Source organism: Microbacterium sp. Au-Mic1 (assembly GCF_021341785.1).
Classification (GTDB): domain Bacteria; phylum Actinomycetota; class Actinomycetes; order Actinomycetales; family Microbacteriaceae; genus Microbacterium.
Window position 1 is genome coordinate 171109 of the sequence record NZ_JAJTTF010000005.1, and the last position, 20735, is coordinate 191843.

Consider the following 20735-nt stretch of genomic DNA (forward strand, 5'->3'; position numbering starts at 1 on the left):
AGAGTCCTGCGGTCGGTTGAACGTTAATGACAGAAAAAACTGTCATTTACGCTATTTCGCGCGTAGCATGCCGCTCATGGCGAGCATCGAGGACCGTGTGGCGTACGCCGACCGTGTTGCGGGCGTCTGGGCCACGCGTTACCGCATCGCTCCGATCACCGGGCGAATCGCAGGCTATCTGTACGTCTGCGAGCCCGGACCGCCGACCATCGACGAGCTCGCGACCACGCTGCAGGCCAGTCGCACGGCGATCGTGAACGGGGTGCAGGCGCTGGAGTCACGCGGCCTCGTGCGGCGCACGCGCGCGGCGGGGGAGCGGGCGGACCGCATCGCCATCGTGTTCGACGAAGCGCGTGGCTTCGATGCCGCACCGTACCGTGAGGCCGCGGTGATCGCGGAGGAGGGACTCGCTCTGCTCGCATCGGAGAGCGTCGAGCAGCGCGCTCTGCTCGAACGCACTGCCTCGCTCAACGCCTTCCTGGCCGAGCGACTGCCCGTACTGCTCGACGAGTGGCGTCGCGCAGAGGCGCGGAGATGACCGCGGATCAGCGCACGATCGGGCTGCGCGACGGACGGGCGCTGTCCTGGCACGAGGTCGGGGATCCGGCCGGTCGTCCGTGCCTGTTCCTTCCCGGATCCTCCAGCTCCGGGCTGGCCGGCGCCCCGCTCCACGTCGCGGCGGCGAAGGCGGGCGTGCGACTGCTGGCGCTGGACAGACCGGGACTGGGAGCGTCGGATCCGGTGGGCGATCGGGCGCTCGCGGATTGGCCGTCCGACGTGGCCGAGCTGCTCGACGCGCTCGGCATCGAGCAGGCAGGCGTGCTGGGCCACTCCGCAGGCGGCGCGTTCGCCCTTGCGGTCGTCCACGGCTTGCCCGACCGGGTGTCGGCGACGGCGATCTGCGCGGGATCCGGACCCTATGACGAGTCCTGGTACCGCGGCGCGGCGAGGCAGTCGGCGACCTCGCGGCTGTTCTACGGTCTGGCCAGGCATGCGCCGCGAGTCTTCGGGGCGCTCTTGCAATCCAGCACTCCGCGCACGCCGGCGGCGATCGACCGCACCCTCGCCCTGATCTCGCGCGGCTCGTCACCGGACGCGGAGTTCGCCCGGGCGCACCCGGAGGCGACGCGGTTCGCGCTCGAAGCCGTCGCCGACGGGTTCCGCGGCGGACCGGGCGGCCCCACCGACGATGCTCGCGCCGTCTGCCGCCCCTGGGGGTTCCGCGTGGAGGACGTGGCGTCGCCGATCCTCTGGTGGCACGGCGAGCAGGACGGCAACGTCGCGCCTGCGGCGGGCAGGGTGATGGTCTCCCGGCTCCCGCAGGGGACCGCCCGTTTCGTGAGCGGCGGTCATGCGCTGCTGTTCGCAGATCCGGATCCGATCCTCGCAGCGTTCGCCTAGCCCGCGACGGGCCCGTTGCGTGGGCTCAGCGGCCCGACCCGCCAGGGGGGAAAGGCAGCCAGGGGAGGGGGAGACGCGCCATGGGCTCGCGGAGCCTACCGCGTCGCGCGGGAGAGGGATCCGCTTGCGCCGTCTTCGCGTCGCGCGGCGTCACAGAAGCGCGTGCGTGACGTCATACGACGTCGAAAACCGACACACAGCGGTGGCGGATCCGGCAGGCGTGTGAACGTGGACGCACGCCGCGGCAGCCCGTCCGCAGGCGCATCGCCGGGTGTCGTACACAGCGCGCCGCCCGGACGGCACCGACCCGCGGTGCGACGACCCGAAGGAGGCCCCCATGGCAAGGAACACTCGACGCATCGCTTTCGCCGGGGTCATGGCGGCCACGGCAGCCCTCGCGCTCGCAGGATGCAGCCTCTCCGCCTCGGCGAACGGGCCGTCGGCCGGCGCCTCCGCCGGCAGCACCGTCTACTTCGGCGTCTCCGCCGCCCGGACCGGCCAGTACGCGCAGTACGGCGAGCAGTTCAAGAAGGCGTTCGACCTGGCCGTCGAAGAGGTCAACAAGGACGGCGGCATCGACGGGCACCCGGTCGCGCTCAAGTACGAGGACTCGCAGTCCGACCCGAAGCAGTCGGTGACCGTCGCGCAGAAGTTCGTGAACGACCCGCAGATCTCGCTCGTGTTCGGCGACTACTCGTCGGCGGCGTCGATCCCGGCCTCGCCGATCTACACGGCGGGCAAGCTGCTGCAGTACGGCTTCAACAATTCGAACCCCGACTTCACGGCCAAGGGCACGCAGTACCAGTGGTCGAGCGCCATCACCACGTCCGCGAGCTACACCTGGACGGCCGACTACATCAAGAAGCAGGGCGTCGACTCGATCGGCGTGACGTACTTGAACACCGCGGACTGGGGCATCCCCGCCTTCCAGGCGTTCAAGGCCGAGGCCGACAAGATCGGGCTCGCGATCACCGACGCGGAGGCGATCGACCCCACCTCCGACGACTACCGGCCCTCGCTCACCAAGGCCGTCGCCGGCAACCCGAAGGCGTTCGCCCACATCGGCTACGGCCCCGATGCGGCCAAGCTCGTGACTCAGCTGCGCGCGATCGGGTTCACCGGCACGTTCTACGGCGGCCAGGACGAGCAGTCCTTCGATGCCACGCCGGATGCGGCGGGCTCGGTCATCGGCACCGAGTTCGTCTCGTCCAGCACCGCTCCCGAGGTGCAGGCGTTCGTGAAGGCCTTCAAGAAGAAGTACCCGGAGGAGAAGGAGGTCACCCTCTTCGAAGCCGGCGCCTACGACGCGCTGCACGTCGCGGTCGCCGCAGCCAAGAAGGGCGGCACCGACCGCGCCGGGATCCTCAAGGGCTTCCAGGAGATCACCGACGTGCCGAGCGTCGTCTACGGCACGCTCTCGTTCGACAAGGACACGCGTCGCCCGGCGTCGCCGCAGCTGACCCCCACCGTGCTGAAGGACGGCGCCTGGGTCGCCATCGAAGGCTGATCGCTCCTCCATGCTCGACACTCTGATCGCCGGCCTGCTCCGAGGGAACGTCTACGCCCTCGGAGCGGTCGGCATCTCCCTCGTCTTCGGCGTCATGAACGTCGTCAACTTCGCGCAGTTCTCGTTCTTCGGGCTCGGCGCGATGCTCGCCTGGTTCTTCGTCGTGCAGCTGCAGCAGCCGTTCTGGATCGCGTTGCCGCTCGTGCTCGCGATCTGCGCGGTGCTGGGGCTCGTGATCAACGTCGCCGTGGTGCGCCGGCTCGCGAAGTACCTGCCGCTGGCCGCCATGCTGTCCACGTACGCGGTCGCGCAGATCCTGGACAACGGATCGCAGCTCGCGTTCTCGGCGCAGTTCCGGTCGTTCCCGCAGGTGCTGCCCACCTCGAACCTGCACCTCGGGAACATGCGATTCGGCACCTCGGATCTGGTGATGCTGGGCGTCACGGCGGTCGTCATGGTCGCGATGTCGCTGTTCCTGAAGTACGGCCGCACCGGTCGGGCCATCCGAGCCACCGCGCAGGATCAGGAGGCGGCCCTGCAGATGGGCATCCCGGTCGGCGCGGTGCAGAACCTCTCGTTCGTGATCGCGTCGGGCCTCGGCGGCCTCGCCGGCATCTTCTTCTCGCTCTACATCGGCGTCGTGAATCCCGTCTCCGGGCTCAACATCGGCATGACGGCCTTCGTGGCCGCGGCCCTCGGCGGGCTCGGATCGCTCGTCGGCGCCGTGGTCGGCGGCTTCGTGCTGGGGATCCTGGAGGCGTTCGGGATCTACTGGCTCGGCGATGCGGCGCGCCAGATCATCGTCTTCGTCGTCCTGCTGATCGTGCTGATCGTGCGCCCGGGCGGACTGCTCGGCAAGGTGCCGCTGATCTCGACCGAGCCGCTCACCGGCACGTTCCTCGGCAAGGGGCGGCCCCTCCGCATCCCGCGCTGGGTGTGGATCGCCGGGTTCGTCGTGCTCGGCGTGCTCGTGCCGGTGCTCGCCGACACGTACGTGCTCACGACCGGCACCCAGGTGCTCATCTACGCGATCATCGCGGCGGGCTTCACCGTCACCGCGGGTCAGGCGGGCGTGCTGGCGCTCGGCCAGGCCGGCCCGATCGCGATCGGCGCGTACATCTCCGCCCTGCTGAGTGTGCATCTGCACCTGTCGTTCTGGGTCGCCCTGCCGCTCGCCGGCATCGGCGCCGCCGTGATCGCGTCGATCCTCGCCTCGCCGATCTGGGGGGTGAAGGGCCACTACATCTCGATCGCCACCCTGGGACTCGGCATCGCGATCGTCGCCGTGATCCAGCTGCTCGTGCCGCAGGGCGTGTACGGGATCCCCGTGCCGTCCATCGCGGGCATCGACCTGAACACCCCGCTCGCCTACTACCTCATCGACTTCGTCGTGCTGGTGCTCACCCTGTTGGTGATGTGGCGGATCCGGCGCTCTCACCTCGGCAAGGTGATCTCCTCGGTCGGATCCGACGAGGTAGCCGCCCTCGCCTCGGGGGTGCGGGTGCGCGACTACAAGGCGCTCGCGTTCGCGATCTCGGCGTTCTTCGCCGGCATCGGCGGATCCCTCCTGGCGCATCAGTACACCTACATCGACACCACGATGTTCACGATGCTGATGTCGCTCCTCGTGGTCACGATCGTGATCCTCGGCGGTGTGGGGCTGCCCTACGGCGCGGTCGTCGGATCGATCGTGCTCATCGGGGCGATGGAGCTGCTGCGCTTCACCCCGGAGTGGCGGATCATCGTCTACGGCCTCGTGCTCATCCTCGTCGTGCGCTTCCGGCCCGGCGGCGTCCTGGTGAGGAACTCATGACCGCCCTGCTCGACGTCACCGGCCTGGAACGCCACTTCGAGGGTGTGCGCGCCGTCGACGGCGTCTCGTTCCAGGTGCGGCCGCACGAGGTCGTCTCGATCATCGGACCCAACGGATCCGGCAAGACCACCACGCTCAACCTCGTCACCGGCACCATCCCCGCGCACGGCGGCACGATCGCGCTGGACGGCACCCGCATCGACCACGCGAAGACCGTGGACATCGCGGAGCACGGGATCGCGCGCACCTTCCAGAACGGCCGCGTGTTCGCGACGCTCTCGGTCGCCGACAACATCGAGGTGGGGATCCACTCGCAGCTGCACGCGCACCGGCCGTTCCGGCGGCTCTCGCACGTCTTCCTGCTGCGCTGGATCCCGCTGCTCGCCGAGCTGTTCGTCGCGATCTTCGGCACCCCGGCCGCCCGGCGGGAGCGCGCCGAGATCGCCCGGATCATCGACCTGGAGGTCGACCGGTTCGAGGCTCGGCTCGGCCCGCGGCGCGACGACCCGGCGTACACGCTGAGCTACGCGAACCGCCGGCGCACCGAGATCGCCCGCGCGCTCGCGCTGCAGCCGAAGCTGCTCGTGCTCGACGAGCCGACCGCCGGCATGAACCAGTCCGAGACCGCCGAGGTGCTCGCGCAGCTGCTCGAGCTGAAGGCCGCGGGGCAGGCGATCCTCCTCGTCGAACACAAGCTCGATCTCGTGATGACGGTCTCCGACCGGGTCATCGTCATGGACGGGGGCCGGATCATCGCCGAGGGCGACCCGCAGAGCGTGCGCACCGACCCCGCCGTGATCGAGGCCTATCTCGGCCGGCGGCGGGAAGCCCCCGCTTCGGCGCCGGGGTCGTTGCGCGAGGACGCCGGGGCCGTTTCTCCTTCGGGGTCGTTGAGCGAGGACGAGCGAAGCGAGACCGAGACGAAACGCAGTGATCTCGAGACCGGCGAGGAGGGATCCGCATGACCGCCCTGCTGAGCCTGGACGCGCTGGACGTCTACTACGGCCCGTTCCACGCGCTGCGCGGAGTGTCGATCGAGGTCGGCGAGGGCGAGATCGTGTCGCTGCTGGGCGGCAACGCCTCGGGCAAGTCCACGACCATGAAGTCGATCCTGGGGCTGAACAAGGTCAAGGACGGGCGGATCCGGTTCGCGGGCGACGACATCACGCACCGCTCCACCGCGCGGCGGGTGCGGACGGGCATCGCCAGCGTGCCCGAGGCGCGACGGGTCTTCCCGCAGATGACCGTGGACGAGAACCTCTACGCCGGCGCCTACACGCGCCGCGACCGCGCCGGGATCGCCGAGGACATCGAGCGGATGCGGGAGCACTTCCCGCGGCTCGCCGAGCGCCGCCGGCAGGAGGCGGGAACGCTCTCCGGCGGCGAGCAGCAGATGCTCGCGTTCGCCCGGGCGCTGATGAGCCGGCCGAGGCTCATCTGCATGGACGAGCCGACGATGGGACTCTCGCCCAAGCTCGTCGACCAGGTGCTCGACGAGATCGCACGGCTCAACCGTGAGCTCGGCGTGGCCGTGCTCCTCGTGGAACAGCAGGCGGAACTCGCTCTGTCGATCGCGTCGCGCGGCTACGTGCTGGCGACGGGCGAGATCGTCGCCGAGGGCTCGGCGCAGGAACTGCTGCACGATCCCCGTATTCAAGAGGCCTACCTCGGAAGGAGCGGTTCATGACCGCACAGACCCCGTCCTCGTCCGGCCCGGATCGCGGATCCGGCCCTCGGCTCGGATTCTTCACGCGGGTGCTCGACGCCGCGCCGCCCATCGAACGTTACCGGCTGGCGCTCGAGCAGATCCGCACCGCGGAGCGGCTCGGCTTCGATACCGCGTGGGTGGCGCAGCACCATTTCCACGAGGACGAGGGCGGCCTGCCCTCGCCGTTCGTCTTCCTGGCGCACGCCGCCGCGCAGACCACCGGCATCGTTCTCGGCACCAGCATCGTGACGCTGCCGCTGGAGGAGCCGCTGCGCGTGGCGGAGGATGCCGCCGTGCTGTCGCTGCTCAGTGACGGACGCTTCGAGCTCGGCGTCGGCAGCGGCGGCACCCCCAACTCCTTCCCGCCGTTCGGACACGACCCCAAGGAGCGCGGCGTGATCTACGGCCGGCACCTCGCGCGCCTGCACGAGGCGCTGCGCGGGGACGAGCTCACCGCTGACGGCGGCAGGCTGTACCCGGCGGCGCCCGAGGTGCTCGACACGCTCTGGCAGGCCACGTTCTCGCCCGAGGGCGCGGCCCGGATCGGAGCCGCAGGATCCGGCCTCATGCTCTCGAAGTCGCAGCCGCACACGGCCGGATCCGGTCTCACCGCGCTCGCCGACACCCAGCGGCTCGTGATCGACGCCTACCAGGCGGCGCTTCCGGACGGCGTCGCGCCGCGCACGTTCGCCTCGCGCGGGCTGGTCGTGGTCGACGACGAGGCCGACGTCCCGGCGCTGCTGGCGCGCGGCATCGAGCGCTCTCTGCCCGCGGCCCGGCCGATGGGGATCACGGTGCCGGGCGGAGCGAGCGACGACGAGCTGCGGATCCTGTTCGACCTGCACATCGGCACGCCCGAGCAGATCATCGAGGAGCTCGCGCAGGACCACGTGCTCGCCTCGGCCACCGACATCGTGTTCCAGTCGCACCCGGTCGACCCGCCGCACGACGTGCTGCTGCGCTCGCTCGAGCTCATCGCGACCGAGGTCGCCCCGGCGCTGGGCTGGAGCCGGGCCGGATCCGCCCCCGACCTCTTCGCCCCGGCCATCGCAGAGGAGAGCCATGTCTGATCTCATCGACGACCTCGTCGGCATCGGCCCTGGCAGCGCGCTCGACGCGCTGCGCGCCAAGCGGCCCGTGGCACGCAGCGACGCCCAGGCGACGTACGACGGGCTCATCACGGCACCCACCGACCTCGCCCGGGCGACCGCGGCGGAGCGCGCGGCACTGGGCTACTGGGTCGCCGCGCTCAGCCGCGCGCAGGGCCTCGCCGACCACTACCGGGTGCTGCTGGATGACGCCGATCCCGGGCTGACCGCCGCGATCGCGGCGGCGTTGCCCGGTGCGGTGACGACCGGTCCGTACGGGGCGTACCCGGAGGGGCCTCTGAGCGTCGAGGACGAGGACGGCCCGCATTGGGTCGCGCCTCCGGCTCTCCGCGCCGCAACGGGGGAGCGGCTCGCCGCGGCCCTCGAGCATGCGCATCTGCTCACCTACCGTCCCCGCGACGCCAGCCCGGACACGCTGCAGACGCTGCTCGACGCGGGCTGGAGCACCGACGGCGTCGTGACCGTGTCGCAGCTCGTCGCGTTCACCCACTTCCAGCTCCGTGTGATCGCGGGGCTCAGCGTGCTCAAGGAGACGATCTGACATGGCAGAGCTGGTTCTTCGTCACCCCGAGGTGACCCCGCCGCACGTGTTCACGCAGGAGGAGCTCGGCTGGGTGCCGTGGCTCGAGCCGAAGCCCGAGGCCGAGCTGACCGACGACGACTACACGGCCCTCGTCGAGCGCTCCCGGGCCGCCAGCCCGTACTTCCGACTGCTGGTGCGCGATCCCGTCGTGCTGGGAGCCCGGACCCGTGCCGACAACGACATCTTCTACAACACCGACGCCGGTCTCGGCCGGGCCGAGCGGGAGATCTCCGCCGCCGCGGCCTCGCGCGTCAACGGCTGCCTGTTCTGCGCCTCCGTGCACTCGCGGTTCGCGACGATCCAGGCGCCCTCGCGCCGAGACGACGTGCAGCGCCTGCTGGACGAGGGCATCGACGGCGCGCAGGACGAGCGCTGGACCGCGATCATCGAGGCCGCGGCGGCGCTGACGGCCACCCCGTCGCGGTTCGGCGCCGCGCACGTCGAGGCGCTGCGCGCGGCGGGCCTGGACGATCAGGCGATCGTCGACGTGGTGCAGAGCGCGTCGTTCTTCAACTGGGCCAACCGCCTCATGCTGTCGCTCGGCGAACCGACGCCCCCGGCGCCGAAGGCCTGACCCGGCCCCGTCGCCTACTTCTTCTGCGGGGCGAACGGCGTGCCCAGCGTCGTGGCCAGGGCCTGGAAGATCCGGGTCGCGGGGGAGCTGCACGGCAGGTCGGTCGGGTTGTCCGTCAGGGTGCGGGCATCGCTCGGGCAGTCGCCGGAGGGGATGTCGCTGTTCACCATGGTGACGATCGTGGTGTCGTCCTTGGTGCTGTAGAACATGGCCGTGTTGTAGCCCGGAAGCTCGCCGGTGTGGCCGACCCAGCCGTTCTGGCAGCCCCAGCCGATGCCGTATCCGCCGTTGCCGTGGCCGTTGAACTCGCGGAACGACGTGAGCCGCTCGATCTGGTCCTTCGCCGGCACGAGTCCCGCTCCGGTCGCCTCGGCCCGCCCGTACGTCAGCAGGTCCTGTGCGCTGGAGATGAGCTCGCCGGCGGTCCAGCCCCAGGACGGGTTCCAGTTCGAGGTGTTCGCCGGGTCCTGCGGGGTGCCATGGCCGCCCTGCAGAGTGAAGCCCTGCGCGTGCGGATCCGGGAACGCGGCGGAGCCGGCGGGGAAGATCGTGTGCGTCAGGCCCAGCGGAGTGAGGATCTTCTCCGCGAGCACATCCTGATAGCTCTTGCCCGTCACCTTCTGGATCACCAGGCCCAGCAGGATCGTGTTGGTGTTCGAGTAGTCGAACGCGGTCCCGGGGGCGAAGTCCTGGGGCGGGAGCGAGATGCCGGCCTTGAGCAGCTCCTCCGGCTTCCAGACCCGGTCCGGCTCGGAGAAGAAGATCTTCTGCCAGGCCTCGTCCTTCGTGTAGCTCGTCACGGAGCTCGTCATGTCCGCCAGCATGCGGATGGTGACCTCGTCGCCGCGCGGCACGCCGTCGACGTACCGAGAGATGGTGTCATCGAGGCTCAGCGTGCCCTCGGCGGCGAGCTGCATCGTGAGGGTGCCGGTGAAGGTCTTGGTGATGGATCCGACGCGCTGGTAGATGTCGGTCGTCATCGGCGTTCCGGTGGCCGGATCCGCCACGCCGTACGCCTTCAGGAACAGCCCCTTCGGCGACTGCACGGCCACGACCGCACCCTTTGCCGAGGTCTGCGCGAACGCCTCCTGGGCGGCCTTGTCGATCGTCGTGGTCAGATCGTCCGGAAGCGCCGAGGTCGGCAGGTCCGCGGTGCGGGCCACCACCGCCGACGGATCGGCGACGCAGGTCGAGACCGCCGGCACCGTGGATGAGGGGGTTCCGGAGCCCGTGGAGGCGGGGCCGGTCGAGGGCTGAGCGGAGCAGCCCGCGAGCACGAGCAGGGCGGCCGCGAGCGCGAGCGGCTTCGCGAGACGGGCGGTGACCATGTCGGGGCTCCTTCGGGCAGATCGATCCTTCCCTCAGAGGAGACTCTGGCACCCGCGGCATCCGGGAGGAATAGACGTAGGCCCATTCCGGCGCCCGCCCGACCCGGGGAGACTTGTGGTCGCATGGGGATGCTCGAGGGGGGAGACGAGGGTCGGATCCGCACGCGCGGTGGACCGATGTGCGCGACGAGGAGGCTCACGATGGCGACAGAGGCCGAGGTGCGGCGGGGAGCGACGATGCTCGTGCGCACCTCACAGGGCGACATCACCGCGACCTTCGGCGTGACGAAGCGGCACGGATCCGCCCCCGTTTCTCCCGACGACCCCTTCCGGATCGGCTCCGACCCGAACGCGATGACCGGGACCGCCGGCGCGCGCCCGCCCGCGGCCACGATCACCATATCGCCCATGAAGCGCATCTACGGAGGTTGAGACGATGGCGTCCTCCCGCACTGTCCCACAAGTCCTGCGCCGCGCGCTCGCGCTCGCCGCGGTCACCGGCGCTCTCGTCCTGGCCGGCTGCTCCGGTCCGTCCGGCGCCGCGCCCGGCACGGCCTCGCCGTCGCGGTCCGCGACCCCGGCGGCGGCCGGATGCGTCGCGGATCCGGCCAGGACCATCGCCGCGAAGCCCGGCGCGAAGACGATGTCCGCGCTGCCCGCGGAGACCGTCGCCGCGCTCGACGCCGCGGCGGCGAAGGCCTTCGCCCTCGGTGCCTCCCCGGGCGCGGTCGTGGGGGTCCGCACGCCCGAGGGCACCTGGACCAAGGCCTACGGGAACGCCGATCTGGCCGGGACACCGATGCAGGTCGGCATGCACACCCGCATCGCCTCGCTCACGAAGATGTACACGGCGACGATCGTGCTGCAGCTCGCGCAGGAGGGCAGGCTCGCGCTCGACGACACCATCGGGACGTATGTGGACGGCATCCCGAACGGCGACACCATCACGCTCACGCAGCTCGCCGACATGACCAGTGGGATCGCGAGCTACACCATGAACGACAAGCTCCTGGCGAAGTACTTCGCGGATCCGACCGCCGTCTACACGCCCGAGGAGGTCATCGCCGCGGGCGCCGCCGTCTCGCCCTTGTTCCCTCCCGGTGAGGGCTTCGCCTATTCGAACACGAACACGGTGCTGCTCGGGAAGGTGATCGAGAAGGTGACGGGGCAGGACGTCGGCGCCCTCATGCAGTCGCGGATCTTCGACCCGCTGCACCTGGCGAACACCTCGTGGCCCGGGACCTCGGCCGCGCTGCCCGAGCCGTACGCCCGCGGGTACACGCTGAACGGGAACAGCGCGACCCCGGACGCCCCGGCCGACTCCACGGACTGGAACCCGTCTTGGAGCTTCACAGCCGGCGAGATCATCTCGGACATCGACGATCTGCTGACCATGGGCCGCGCGCTGGGCACCGGGCAGGGGCTGGTCGACGCCAAGACCCAGACTCTGCGGCTGACGTCGTTCTCGGACATCGGCTACGGCTTCGGGTTGAGCTGCTCGCAGGGGTGGGTCGGGCACACCGGCGACCTCGCCGGCTACAACACTTCGCTCTTCTACGACACGGCGACGGACACCACGGTCGCGGTGCAGACCAACAGCGACATCGCGTCGGGCGGCTGCACGACCTCGCCCACGCTCACCGATGATCCCGGGGACGCCATCTGCCAGACGCCCGCCGTGCGGCTCCTGGTCGCACTCACCGGTGAGCTCGGCACCGCCTACGTCCCGCCGCCCCGGAAGTGACGCCCGGGCCCTTGGGGATGGATCCGCCTCAGCGGTACTCCTCCGCGACCGAGGCGAGGAACCGCAGCACGGCGAGCACGCGGCGGTGGTCGTCGCCGTCGACGGACAGCCCGAGCGCGGTGTAGATGTGCGAGGTGTGCTGCACGACGGCCTTCTCGGAGAGGAACAGGTCCGTCGCGATCCGCGCGTTGCTGCGGCCCTCCGCCATGAGCGAGAGCACCTCGAGCTGGCGCGGCGTGAGCGAGCCGACGGCTCCGCTCGCGCGGCTCGCCCGGGTGACCAGCACCGAGACGACCTCGGGATCCAGCGCCGTGCCGCCCGCGGCCACCCGGCGCAGATCGGCGGTGAACGTGGTGACGTCCGCGATCCGCTGCTTGAGCAGATACCCGAAGCCCCCGCTGTTCTGGTCGAGCAGCTCCGTCGCGTAGCGGCGCTGCACGTACTGCGAGAGCACGACGACCGGGATCCGGGGATGCGCCTCGCGGATCCGCAGCGCGGCGATCAGCCCCTCATCGGTGTGCGTCGGGGGCATGCGGATGTCGGTGATCACCAGCTCCGGCGCGAGCAGCTCGACCTGCTCGAGCAGCGCCTCGGCGTCGCCGACGGCCGCCACGACCTCGAACCCGTCCTGTGCGAGCAGGTGCCGCAGGCCCTCGCGCAGCAGCACCTCGTCCTCGCCGATCATCACGCGCATGGCAGCTCCACCCTCACCTCGGTGCCGTGTCCCGGATCCGATCGCATCCGCAAGCGGCCGCCCAGCGCGTCGACGCGGTCGAGCAGGCCGCGCAGACCCGCACCGCGGTCCACGCTCGCCCCGCCCACGCCGTTGTCGCGGACGGCGATGCGCAGCAGGCCGTCCTCGGCACGCAGGCTGACTCGCACCCACGACGCCTTCGAGTGCTTGACCGTGTTCGTCAGCGCCTCCGCGATGATGAAGTACGCGGTGTGCGCGGTCGTCGACGAGATCGTGGCGTCGTCGATGGCGGCCTCGAGGGTCGCGGGGATCGCGAGCCGGTCGACGAGATCCTCCGCAGCGGCGGTCAGCCCGCGCTCGGTGAGCGTGACCGGCAGCACGTTGTGCACCAGGCGACGCAGGTCGGCCGCCGCCTCGTCGATCCCGTGCCGGAGGCGCGCCGAGGCCGCGCTCGTCTCGGGACTCGCGTCGGGGGCGTTCGCGATGGTCTGCGCGGCGAGGGCGAGCAGCACGAGCTGCACCTGGATGCCGTCGTGCAGATCCTGCGCGATGCGGGATCGCTCCCGGTCGGCGGTCTCGACGAGCCGGATCCGCGACTGCGTGAGGGCGTCGTTGCTCGCGAGCAGCTCAGCGGTGAGCCGCTCGCGGTCGATCGCGATCGCGAGCACATCGCCCGCCCGCCGCACCGGCGCCGGATCCGCAGTCATCCGGGTGTCGTAGACGATCGCGCCGACAAGTCGTGAGTCGACCCGGATCTCGCACCAGCCGCGGTCGGGGCCGCGCTGGGCGGGGTCGACCGGTCCGCCGGTCTCGTCGACGTACTCGCCGCGCTCGGCGGACCAGTACACGACGCGCAGCGAGTCATCGCCGAGGGTGCCGGCCAGGGCGCGGGCGACGGCCGGCCCGCCCGCGCCGGTGATGCCGAGCCACGCGCTGAGCGGCTCCAGCTCGCCGGTACGACGGAACCCGCCGAGCAGCACCCCGAGCAGGAATGCGACCGGGATCGCCGCGGACACGATGAGCTGCGTGACGCCGCCGATCGACCTGTCCCACCCCAGCGCGCCGACGATCGTGGGTGCGAAGGCGAGCAGCAGTACGGCCACGATGCCGTAGCCGAACAGGGGGAGCAGCACGCGCCGATGGCCGGGGTCGGCGACGACGAGACGCCGGGCCAGCACGACCGCCGTGAGCACCATCACCGTGATCCCGAGCGTCTTCTGCGCGGCGCCGACGAGCGGGACCGCGGTCGGCGCGGACGAGGAGAGGAGCACGAGCGCGAGCTGGGAGACCGGGCAGGCGACCCAGCCCAGCACCACGGTCGTGATCGAGAGGCGACCGCGCAGGCGCCCGGACGGGAAGGCGTGCAGCAGATGCATCGTCATGGCGAGCGGACTCGTCGCGAAGATCGCACTCACAACCGAGAGCGCGTCGACGTCGAGGTTCACGAGCCCGGCGAGGAACAGCGCGATGCCGCCGATCACGAGCAGCAGGCCGGTGTTGTTGTGCGGGCGGCGCCACCACGCGAGCAGTCCCGCGGCGACCCAGATCCAGAACACGCCGGTGAACAACGCCACCACCCAGAGCGTGTCGGGGGTGCGCAGCCCGACGCCCAGTTCGACCGCGCCGAGGAGGAACGCGAAGACCGCGATCATGACGAGGGCCGCGGGCAGGGGGCGTTCGGAGCCGCCGCGACGGTGCACGGCGGAGGACGGGTCGACGGTCGCCGGATCCGTCATCGCTCTCCTTCTTCGCCGCACCGGGTGCGCACGACGCGCACACCCCATGATGTCGCGCGGCGGGGTGCGATGACCATGGGCCTGGGTCCTGTGCAGGGGTAGGTTCGGGGCATGGCTGCGAACGTGGAGCACCGGATCCTCGCGGAGGACCTGCGGGCCGCCGTGGCGAGCGGCGTCGACGCACATGCGACGAGCGGCGCGATGCGGATCGGCGCCGGTGCCGAGGCGGCAGTGGCCGAGCCGTATGCGGCACTGGCGCGGACCGTGGGCGAGGCGTCCTACCGTGTGACCGACGAGCTGGTCGCGGCCGCGCGGCGGCAGGCCGGATCCGATCGGGGCGCGTTCGAAGTCATCATGTCGGCGGGTGTCGGCGCCGCGCTGCGTCGGTGGGACACGGCGATCCTCGCGATCGAGGAGGTCGCGGATGAGGCTCGCTGAGGTCGAACGCGGTGACAGCCCGATGCACCGTCTGTTGATCCGCGGGATCTCGCGGCTGGCGGGATATCGGTTGCCCGACGCCGCACGGGTGGCGTTCTACGACCGCGGCTTCGCAGGGCCGGTGCTGGGCCGGTGGACGCAGAAGGCGATGCGAGGGCCCAGCCCCTGGTCGGTGTCGGAGCGCGAACTGATGGCGGCGATGGTCGCGAGCTGGAACGCCTGCCCGTTCTGCGTCGGCGCGCACAGAGCGATCTCGGTGCGCGGCATGGAGCCGGCCGTCGTGGATGCGGTGCTCGCGGACTTCCGCTCGGCGCCGATCGATGAACGCCTTCGTGCCGTCCTGGCCTTCCTCGAGACGATGACGAAGGATCCGGACGGGCTGTCGGCGGCGGATGCCCGTGCCGCCCTCGATGCCGGCGTCACCGTCGCAGAGCTCGAGGATGCGGCAGCCGTCGCCGCCGTGTTCGCCGTGATCACCCGCAATGCGAATGCCCTCGATTTCGCGCTTCCGACCGCCGAGGAGTTCGACCGCGCGGCGGGGATGCTGCTGCGCCGCGGCTATTCCTGACGCCTCTTGCGTTTCCCTCCCCGCGGCGTGCTCGCCCCCTCTGGCGGGCGTCAACCAGAGGAGGGGAAGCCGCTGAGAGGAGGGAATCGCGGTGGAGGGACCCGTCGCTCAGGCGAACCGGACCGTCTGCTGGATCCGAGTGCGCAGGTCGAACAGCTCGGTGCCGCCGATCGTGCGGGATCCCGGCACACCGGCGCGGAGCAAGGGGCGCAGGGCGCTGCGGCGCACGACCACGACGGTGGTGCCGCGGATCGCGCCGAGAGGCGCCGTCGCCTGGGCGAGGTCGTCGTCGGGGAGCACCAGGATCGCCCCGCCGAAGCGCACCCGCGCCGCGCGCGCGATCGTGCGGACCTGCGTCACGAGCGCGGTGATCGGAGCGCGGGATCCGGCGCCGGACCCGATGACCTCGCCGGCACGGAAGCGCGCGATCTCGCCGAAATCGGCGGACATCAGGCCGTAGAGTCCACTCGGTCCGAGCACGATGTGGTCGAGGGTGTCGGGGTGCGGGGGCGCCCCGACGCCTGTGCCGGCCGCGGGTGCGCCGGCCGGCACCGCCACGTCGTGCCAGGCGGTGAAGCCCATGCCCAGATCGGCGACCGTGCGGGCGGTGTGCTCTTCGGCGAGGGCGTTCGCGAGTATGCGGCGCAGCTCGCGGGGGACCGTGCGCACGAAGGCGGGATCATACGGATCCGGCACGTCGGATCCGGCCCAGGCGCGCACCTGCGCGACATAGTGCCGGCGCCGGCTCCCGCCCGCGGCTCCGTAGGTCTTCGCTCGTGGCCGGGTGTCGGTGCGCGCGTCGGGTGCACGCCAGCCGTCCCACGGGGCCTCGTCGTCGGAGAATCCGTGCCCGCGGTCGTAGGCGGCGCGCAGCTCTGGCGTGCCGACGAGCTCCCAGGCGCGCTGCACCTGGATGAACACGGTCGCGTCGCCTCCCGTATCGGGGTGCGTGCGGCGCAGCTGGAGCCGGTAGGCGCGGCGGAGCTCGTCGTCGGAGACGTGCGCGGCGACGTCGAGCACCTCGTACGCGGAGGCGGAGAGCGGACTGTCGAACATCGCCCTCCTCGGGTGGTCTGCGGCGGCGGAACAGCGGAGTACAGGGTATCCGGTCCGATGTCGGAGGCCGCTCGTAGGCTCGCCACGACGACGAGAGGATCCCCCATGGCGATGATCGACTCCGCTACTCCGACCGGCTACACGAGCGTCGCGCCCTGGGTGGTGACCGATGACACCGGCGCCCTGCTCGACTTCATCACGGGTGCATTCGAGGGGGAGGAGCTCGCCCGTGTGCAGACCGAGGACGGCTCGGTCGGCCACGGCGAGATCCGCGTCGGGGACACCGTGGTTCTGGCCTTCGACCGGCGTCAGGACTGGCCGGTGATGCCGAGCCTGCTGCGCGTATGGGTGGCGGACGCCGATGCGGCGTTCGCCCGGGCGCTCGAACGCGGCGCGACGGTCGTGACCGAGCTCGGCGACAACGCCTTCGGGCAGCGCGGCGGGCGCGTGAAGGATCCGTTCGGCAACATCTGGTGGATCACCGCGCAGATCGAGGATGTGCCGGAGGAGGTCATGTGGCAGCGCCTGCAGGAGCCGCGCTATGCCGAGAACATGCGGTACGCGCAGGAATCCCTCGACGCGGCGCTGACCGGATCCGCATCGAACTGGAGCAGCGCGCCGCTGCGTTCCGACGACTCGCGCTGAGTTCGCGGTCGCGGTCGTCCGAGGTGAGTCGCAGGGCTCGGACCACCGCCGGGTAGCATTCCCCGGGTGAGATCCCCGATGAGCCCCGACCACCCGCTGCAGCAGGACTACGAGGTGCGCTTCGACTGGGCGCGCGAGGGCCTGCGCTCGATCGCGCAGGGGGCGGGCGTCATCGTCGTGATCGACGCCATCTCGTTCACGACGACCGTGGAGCGGGCCCTGACCGAGGGCCTCGAAGTGCAGCCGTTCCCCGGCACCCGCGCCGAGGCCGAGCGCCTCGCGGCGGAGCACGGCTTCGGCCCGGCGCGGCTCGCGGGCCCGCGTGGGGGAGCGGGGGTCACGCTCTCGCCGTCGAGCCTCACCGCCGACAACGTCGCCGCGTTCGGCGCCACCCGTGCCGTGGTGCCGTCGTTCAACGGCTCCCGTCTGGCGGCGGCGGCCGCACGGTTCGGTGTGCCGGTGCTTGCGGCCTCGCTGCGCAACCGCTCCGCCGTCGCGCAGTGGATCCTCGACCACCAGCACGCCGCCGGGCACCGCGTGAAGGTCGCCGTGGTCGCGGGCGGCGAGGTCCGCGACGACGAGACCGTGCGCTTCTCCGTCGAGGACATGCTCACCGCCGGCGCCGTGATCGACGCCCTGGGCGCGCTCGGCATCGACGCCTGCTCGCCCGAAGCCGCCGCGGCGTGCGCCGCCTACACCGGCCTGGCACGGGCGACCCGCCATCTGTTCACCGCTTCGTCGAGCGGAGTCGAGCTGCGTGAGGAAGGCCAGGGCGCGGATGTGGAGCTCGCCGCCCAGACCGATGTGTCGACCACGGTCCCGGTGCTCGTGGACGGGGTGTTCCGGGTGGTGGATCCGCGGCTGTCCTGAACCGGCGGCTGTCGCGCGCATCGGGCGCTGCGCCGACCCGATGCGGGACGATACTGGAGGAACCCCGATCCGCCGAGGAGTTCCGCATGCCCGCCACCGTGACCTCACCGCTCGACGCCGCCCTGCTCGGCGACGACGTGCGGGTGGCCTCGCGCACGATCGACCGGTTCGCCCGCGCGCACGACGCCTCGCACTACCTGCTCGTGCCCGACGCGGTGCTCGTGCCGCAGGACGCCGCGTCCGTCGCGCGGGTCTTCGCAGCCGTGCGCGCGGCGGGGCGCAGCCTCACCTTCCGCTCGGGCGGGACGAGCCTCAGCGGACAGGGCGTGACCGGTGACGTCATGGTCGACACGCGCACGGCGTTCCGCGGCATCAGCGTGAGCGCCGACGGTGCCTCCGTCTCGGCGCAGCCCGGCGCCACCGTGCGCCAGGTGAACACGCGCCTGGCGCGGTTCGGACGCAAGCTCGGACCGGATCCGGCGAGCGAGATCGCCTGCACGATCGGCGGCGTGGTCGCCGACAACTCGAGCGGCATGGCCTGCGGCATCGTGGAGAACTCCTATCGCACGATCGAGTCGATGGTGCTGGTGCTGCCGAGCGGCACGATCCTCGACACCGCGGCGCCCGACGCCCTGGCGCAGTTGCGCGATCGGGAGCCCGAGATCGCCCGGGGCCTGCAGCATCTCCGTGACCGCCTCCGCGGCGATCCCGCTCTGAGCGCCGAGGTCGCGCGTCAGTTCTCGATGAAGAACACCATGGGCTACGGCCTCAACTCCCTGCTCGACTTCGACGATCCGGTGCGGATCCTGGAGCACCTCGTGATCGGATCAGAGGGGACGCTCGCGTTCGTCGCGGAGGCGCGGTTCCGCACGATCGCCATCCAGCCCGCGATCTCGACCGGGCTCCTCGTGTTCGACACGCTCTCCGACGCGATGGCGGCGCTGCCCGGTCTGACCGCCCTCGGGCTCGCCACGATCGAGCTCATGGATGCCGCCTCGCTCAGGGTCGCGCAGGGGCTCAGCACCGTGCCCGACGTGATCGCCGGGATCGAGGTGCGGGGGCACGCCGCGCTGCTCGTCGAGGTCCATGCGGCGGACGCGACCGCCCTCGAGGCGGGCAAGGCGACGGCCCTCGCGCACATCGGAGAGCTGCCGCTCGCGGCACCGGCGCGGATGACCGAGGATCCCGCCGAGCGGGGCGAGCTCTGGACGGTCCGCAAGGGGCTGTACACCGCCGTCGCCGGCGCCCGCCCGTCGGGCACGACGGCGCTGCTCGAGGACATCGCGGTGCCGGTGGAGCGGCTGCTCGGCGTGTGCGAGGGGCTCACGGCGCTGTTCGAGAAGCACCACTACGAGGGCTGCGTGATCTTCGGGCACGCCAAGGACGGCAACGTGCACTTCCTCGTCAACGAGCGCTTCGACGACCCGGAGGCGCTGCGCCGCTACGAGGCCTTCACCGAGGACCTCGTCGAGCTCGTGCTCGCCCAGGGCGGGACGCTCAAGGCCGAGCACGGCACGGGCCGCATCATGGCGCCGTTCGTGCGACGACAGTACGGCGATGTGCTGACCGACATGATGTGGGAGATCAAGGGGCTCATCGACCCGGACGGGATCCTGAATCCCGGTGTCGTCCTCTCGGACGATGCGAGCTCGTACCTCGCCGACCTCAAGCTCGTGCCGACGGTCGAGGGGGAGGTCGATCGCTGCGTCGAGTGCGGGTACTGCGAGCCGACCTGCCCCAGCAAGGACGTCACGCTCACCCCGCGCCAGCGCATCGTGCTGCGCCGCGACATGACGGCCGCCCTGCACCGTGGCGAGGTCGAGGTGGCCGCCGAGATCGCGCGGGACTACGACTACGACGCCGTGCAGACCTGCGCCGTCGACGGCATGTGCGGGGTCGCGTGCCCGGTAGACATCAACACCGGGGATCTCGTGCGCCGTCTGCGCGCCGAGGAGGCCGGCCGGCTCGAGCAGGGCGTGTGGAACGCCGCGGCGAAGGGCTGGGGCGCGATCACCCGTGGCGGCGGATTCGCGCTGAACGTCGCACAGGCGCTGCCGGCGCCCCTGGTGGCCGGCGTGACCAAGGCGGCCCGTGCCGTGCTCGGCGCCGATACCGTGCCGCTGTATGACGCGAGGCTCCCTGGTGGAGGCTCGCGCGCTCCGCGGGCCCAGAGCCCCGCCGATGCGCAGGCCGTGCTGTTCGGATCCTGCATCGGGACGATGTTCGGCGCCGAACACGACGCGGACGGCGTGCACGGAGAGGGCTCGCGAGAAGCCGTGCGGCTGCTGCTGGAGCGGGCCGGGATCTCGTACAGCGTGCCGCCGGATGCCGGTGGGCTCTGCTGCGGCACGCCGTGGAAGTCCAAGGGGCAGCTCGACGGGTACACCACGATGACCGAACGCGTCCTGCCCGCACTGTGGCGGGCGAGCCACGAGGGCGCCCTGCCCGTGGTCTGCGATGCCGCATCCTGCACCGAGGGGCTTCACGTCATGCTCGCGAAGGCCGTCGCGGAGCGCCCCGAGTACGCCGCCCTGCGGATCGAGGACGCGACGACCTTCCTCGCGCGTGAGGCTCTGCCGAAGCTGACCGTGCGGGACCGGATCCATTCGGTCGCGGTGCATCCGACGTGCTCGACCACGCAGCTCGGCGCGAACGACGCCCTGCGCGCGCTCGCGGGCGCCGTCGCGGACGAGGTGTACGTGCCCGAGGGCTGGGGGTGCTGCGCGTTCGCGGGCGACCGGGGCATGCTGCATCCCGAGCTGACCGCGAGCGCGACCGCCGTCGAGGCGGCCGAGGTCGCGGCGGCCGGCGCCGATCGCGGTGGCTTCGACGCCTACGTCTCGGCGAACCGCACGTGCGAGCTCGGCATGAGTCGCGCGACCGGCCGGCCGTACCGGCACGTGGTCGAGGTGCTCGAGGAGCTCACCCGGCCCTAGCCGTCAGATCGGCGCTCCGGTCGCC

At 71.4% G+C, this 20735-nt stretch carries 20 protein-coding genes; 16 read left to right on the top strand and 4 right to left on the bottom strand.

The features are described 5' to 3' along the window. Window positions 1-76 precede the first annotated feature (76 nt). The 9 genes from LXM50_RS08615 to LXM50_RS08655 all read left to right on the top strand — a co-directional run bounded on the left by LXM50_RS08615 (window position 77) and on the right by LXM50_RS08655 (window position 8695). Entirely contained in the window at window positions 77-538 is a 462-nt protein-coding gene (locus tag LXM50_RS08615; protein ID WP_233310904.1) for a GbsR/MarR family transcriptional regulator, read from the top strand. Continuing rightward, on the top strand, window positions 535-1401 hold the full coding sequence (locus LXM50_RS08620; protein ID WP_233310905.1) for an alpha/beta fold hydrolase: 867 nt from the start codon (window positions 535-537) through the stop codon (window positions 1399-1401). Before LXM50_RS08615 ends, LXM50_RS08620 begins: the two co-directional genes overlap by 4 nt. Window positions 1402-1738: 337 nt before the next feature. After that, a complete protein-coding gene (locus tag LXM50_RS08625; RefSeq protein WP_233310906.1) occupies window positions 1739-2908 on the top strand; it encodes an ABC transporter substrate-binding protein in 1170 nt (389 codons plus the stop codon). A 10-nt stretch (window positions 2909-2918) separates the two neighbouring features. After that, window positions 2919-4721, top strand: coding sequence for an ABC transporter permease (locus LXM50_RS08630; RefSeq protein WP_233310907.1), 1803 nt, complete (start codon window positions 2919-2921; stop codon window positions 4719-4721). After that, on the top strand, window positions 4718-5686 hold the full coding sequence (locus LXM50_RS08635; protein ID WP_233310908.1) for an ABC transporter ATP-binding protein: 969 nt from the start codon (window positions 4718-4720) through the stop codon (window positions 5684-5686). The genes LXM50_RS08630 and LXM50_RS08635 overlap by 4 nt, the downstream gene beginning before the upstream one ends. Beyond that, complete coding sequence (locus tag LXM50_RS08640; protein WP_233310909.1) at window positions 5683-6408, top strand: ABC transporter ATP-binding protein; 726 nt, start codon at window positions 5683-5685, stop codon at window positions 6406-6408. Before LXM50_RS08635 ends, LXM50_RS08640 begins: the two co-directional genes overlap by 4 nt. Next, window positions 6405-7499 (top strand): putative FMN-dependent luciferase-like monooxygenase, encoded by a 1095-nt coding sequence (locus LXM50_RS08645; protein WP_233310910.1) that lies wholly within the window; start codon window positions 6405-6407, stop codon window positions 7497-7499. The genes LXM50_RS08640 and LXM50_RS08645 overlap by 4 nt, the downstream gene beginning before the upstream one ends. After that, window positions 7492-8079 (top strand): CMD domain protein, encoded by a 588-nt coding sequence (locus LXM50_RS08650; protein ID WP_233310911.1) that lies wholly within the window; start codon window positions 7492-7494, stop codon window positions 8077-8079. Before LXM50_RS08645 ends, LXM50_RS08650 begins: the two co-directional genes overlap by 8 nt. A gap of 1 nt (window position 8080) precedes the next feature. Continuing rightward, on the top strand, window positions 8081-8695 hold the full coding sequence (locus LXM50_RS08655; RefSeq protein ID WP_233310912.1) for an alkylhydroperoxidase domain protein: 615 nt from the start codon (window positions 8081-8083) through the stop codon (window positions 8693-8695). A gap of 14 nt (window positions 8696-8709) precedes the next feature. On the opposite strand, the gene LXM50_RS08660 is transcribed toward LXM50_RS08655, so the two are convergent. Continuing rightward, window positions 8710-10023 (bottom strand): serine hydrolase, encoded by a 1314-nt coding sequence (locus LXM50_RS08660; RefSeq protein WP_233310913.1) that lies wholly within the window; start codon window positions 10021-10023, stop codon window positions 8710-8712. Window positions 10024-10224: 201 nt separating this feature from the next. Here LXM50_RS08660 and LXM50_RS08665 point away from each other — a divergent pair, with 201 nt between their 5' ends. Beyond that, window positions 10225-10455, top strand: coding sequence for a hypothetical protein (locus LXM50_RS08665; protein ID WP_233310914.1), 231 nt, complete (start codon window positions 10225-10227; stop codon window positions 10453-10455). 4 nt (window positions 10456-10459) lie between these two features. Then, the gene (locus LXM50_RS08670) at window positions 10460-11767 is read left to right on the top strand and encodes a serine hydrolase (RefSeq protein WP_233310915.1); all 1308 of its coding nucleotides are present in this window, start codon (window positions 10460-10462) and stop codon (window positions 11765-11767) included. Window positions 11768-11795: 28 nt separating this feature from the next. On the opposite strand, the gene LXM50_RS08675 is transcribed toward LXM50_RS08670, so the two are convergent. Both LXM50_RS08675 and LXM50_RS08680 read right to left on the bottom strand, forming a co-directional pair. Further along, window positions 11796-12461 carry a response regulator transcription factor gene (locus LXM50_RS08675; RefSeq protein WP_233310916.1) on the bottom strand — a complete coding sequence of 222 codons (666 nt, stop codon included), beginning with the start codon at window positions 12459-12461 and terminating at the stop codon, window positions 11796-11798. Continuing rightward, window positions 12452-14197 (bottom strand): sensor histidine kinase, encoded by a 1746-nt coding sequence (locus tag LXM50_RS08680; protein ID WP_233310917.1) that lies wholly within the window; start codon window positions 14195-14197, stop codon window positions 12452-12454. Before LXM50_RS08680 ends, LXM50_RS08675 begins: the two co-directional genes overlap by 10 nt. Before the next feature lie 111 nt (window positions 14198-14308). Here LXM50_RS08680 and LXM50_RS08685 point away from each other — a divergent pair, with 111 nt between their 5' ends. Both LXM50_RS08685 and LXM50_RS08690 read left to right on the top strand, forming a co-directional pair. Beyond that, on the top strand, window positions 14309-14635 hold the full coding sequence (locus LXM50_RS08685; protein WP_233310918.1) for a hypothetical protein: 327 nt from the start codon (window positions 14309-14311) through the stop codon (window positions 14633-14635). Continuing rightward, window positions 14622-15203 (top strand): carboxymuconolactone decarboxylase family protein, encoded by a 582-nt coding sequence (locus LXM50_RS08690; RefSeq protein ID WP_233310919.1) that lies wholly within the window; start codon window positions 14622-14624, stop codon window positions 15201-15203. Before LXM50_RS08685 ends, LXM50_RS08690 begins: the two co-directional genes overlap by 14 nt. A gap of 108 nt (window positions 15204-15311) precedes the next feature. Here the strand turns inward: LXM50_RS08690 and LXM50_RS08695 are convergent, their stop codons facing one another. After that, window positions 15312-16259 (bottom strand): J domain-containing protein, encoded by a 948-nt coding sequence (locus LXM50_RS08695; RefSeq protein WP_233310920.1) that lies wholly within the window; start codon window positions 16257-16259, stop codon window positions 15312-15314. 105 nt (window positions 16260-16364) lie between these two features. On the opposite strand from LXM50_RS08695, the gene LXM50_RS08700 reads away from it, so the two are divergent. From LXM50_RS08700 to LXM50_RS08710, 3 genes are all read left to right on the top strand, one after another. Then, window positions 16365-16904: a VOC family protein gene (locus LXM50_RS08700; protein ID WP_233310921.1), complete on the top strand. Its 540-nt coding sequence runs from the start codon at window positions 16365-16367 to the stop codon at window positions 16902-16904. Between the two features lie 66 nt (window positions 16905-16970). Further along, window positions 16971-17774, top strand: coding sequence for a 2-phosphosulfolactate phosphatase (locus tag LXM50_RS08705; RefSeq protein WP_233310922.1), 804 nt, complete (start codon window positions 16971-16973; stop codon window positions 17772-17774). A gap of 86 nt (window positions 17775-17860) precedes the next feature. Then, entirely contained in the window at window positions 17861-20710 is a 2850-nt protein-coding gene (locus tag LXM50_RS08710) for an FAD-binding and (Fe-S)-binding domain-containing protein (RefSeq protein ID WP_233310923.1), read from the top strand. Window positions 20711-20735 lie beyond the last annotated feature (25 nt).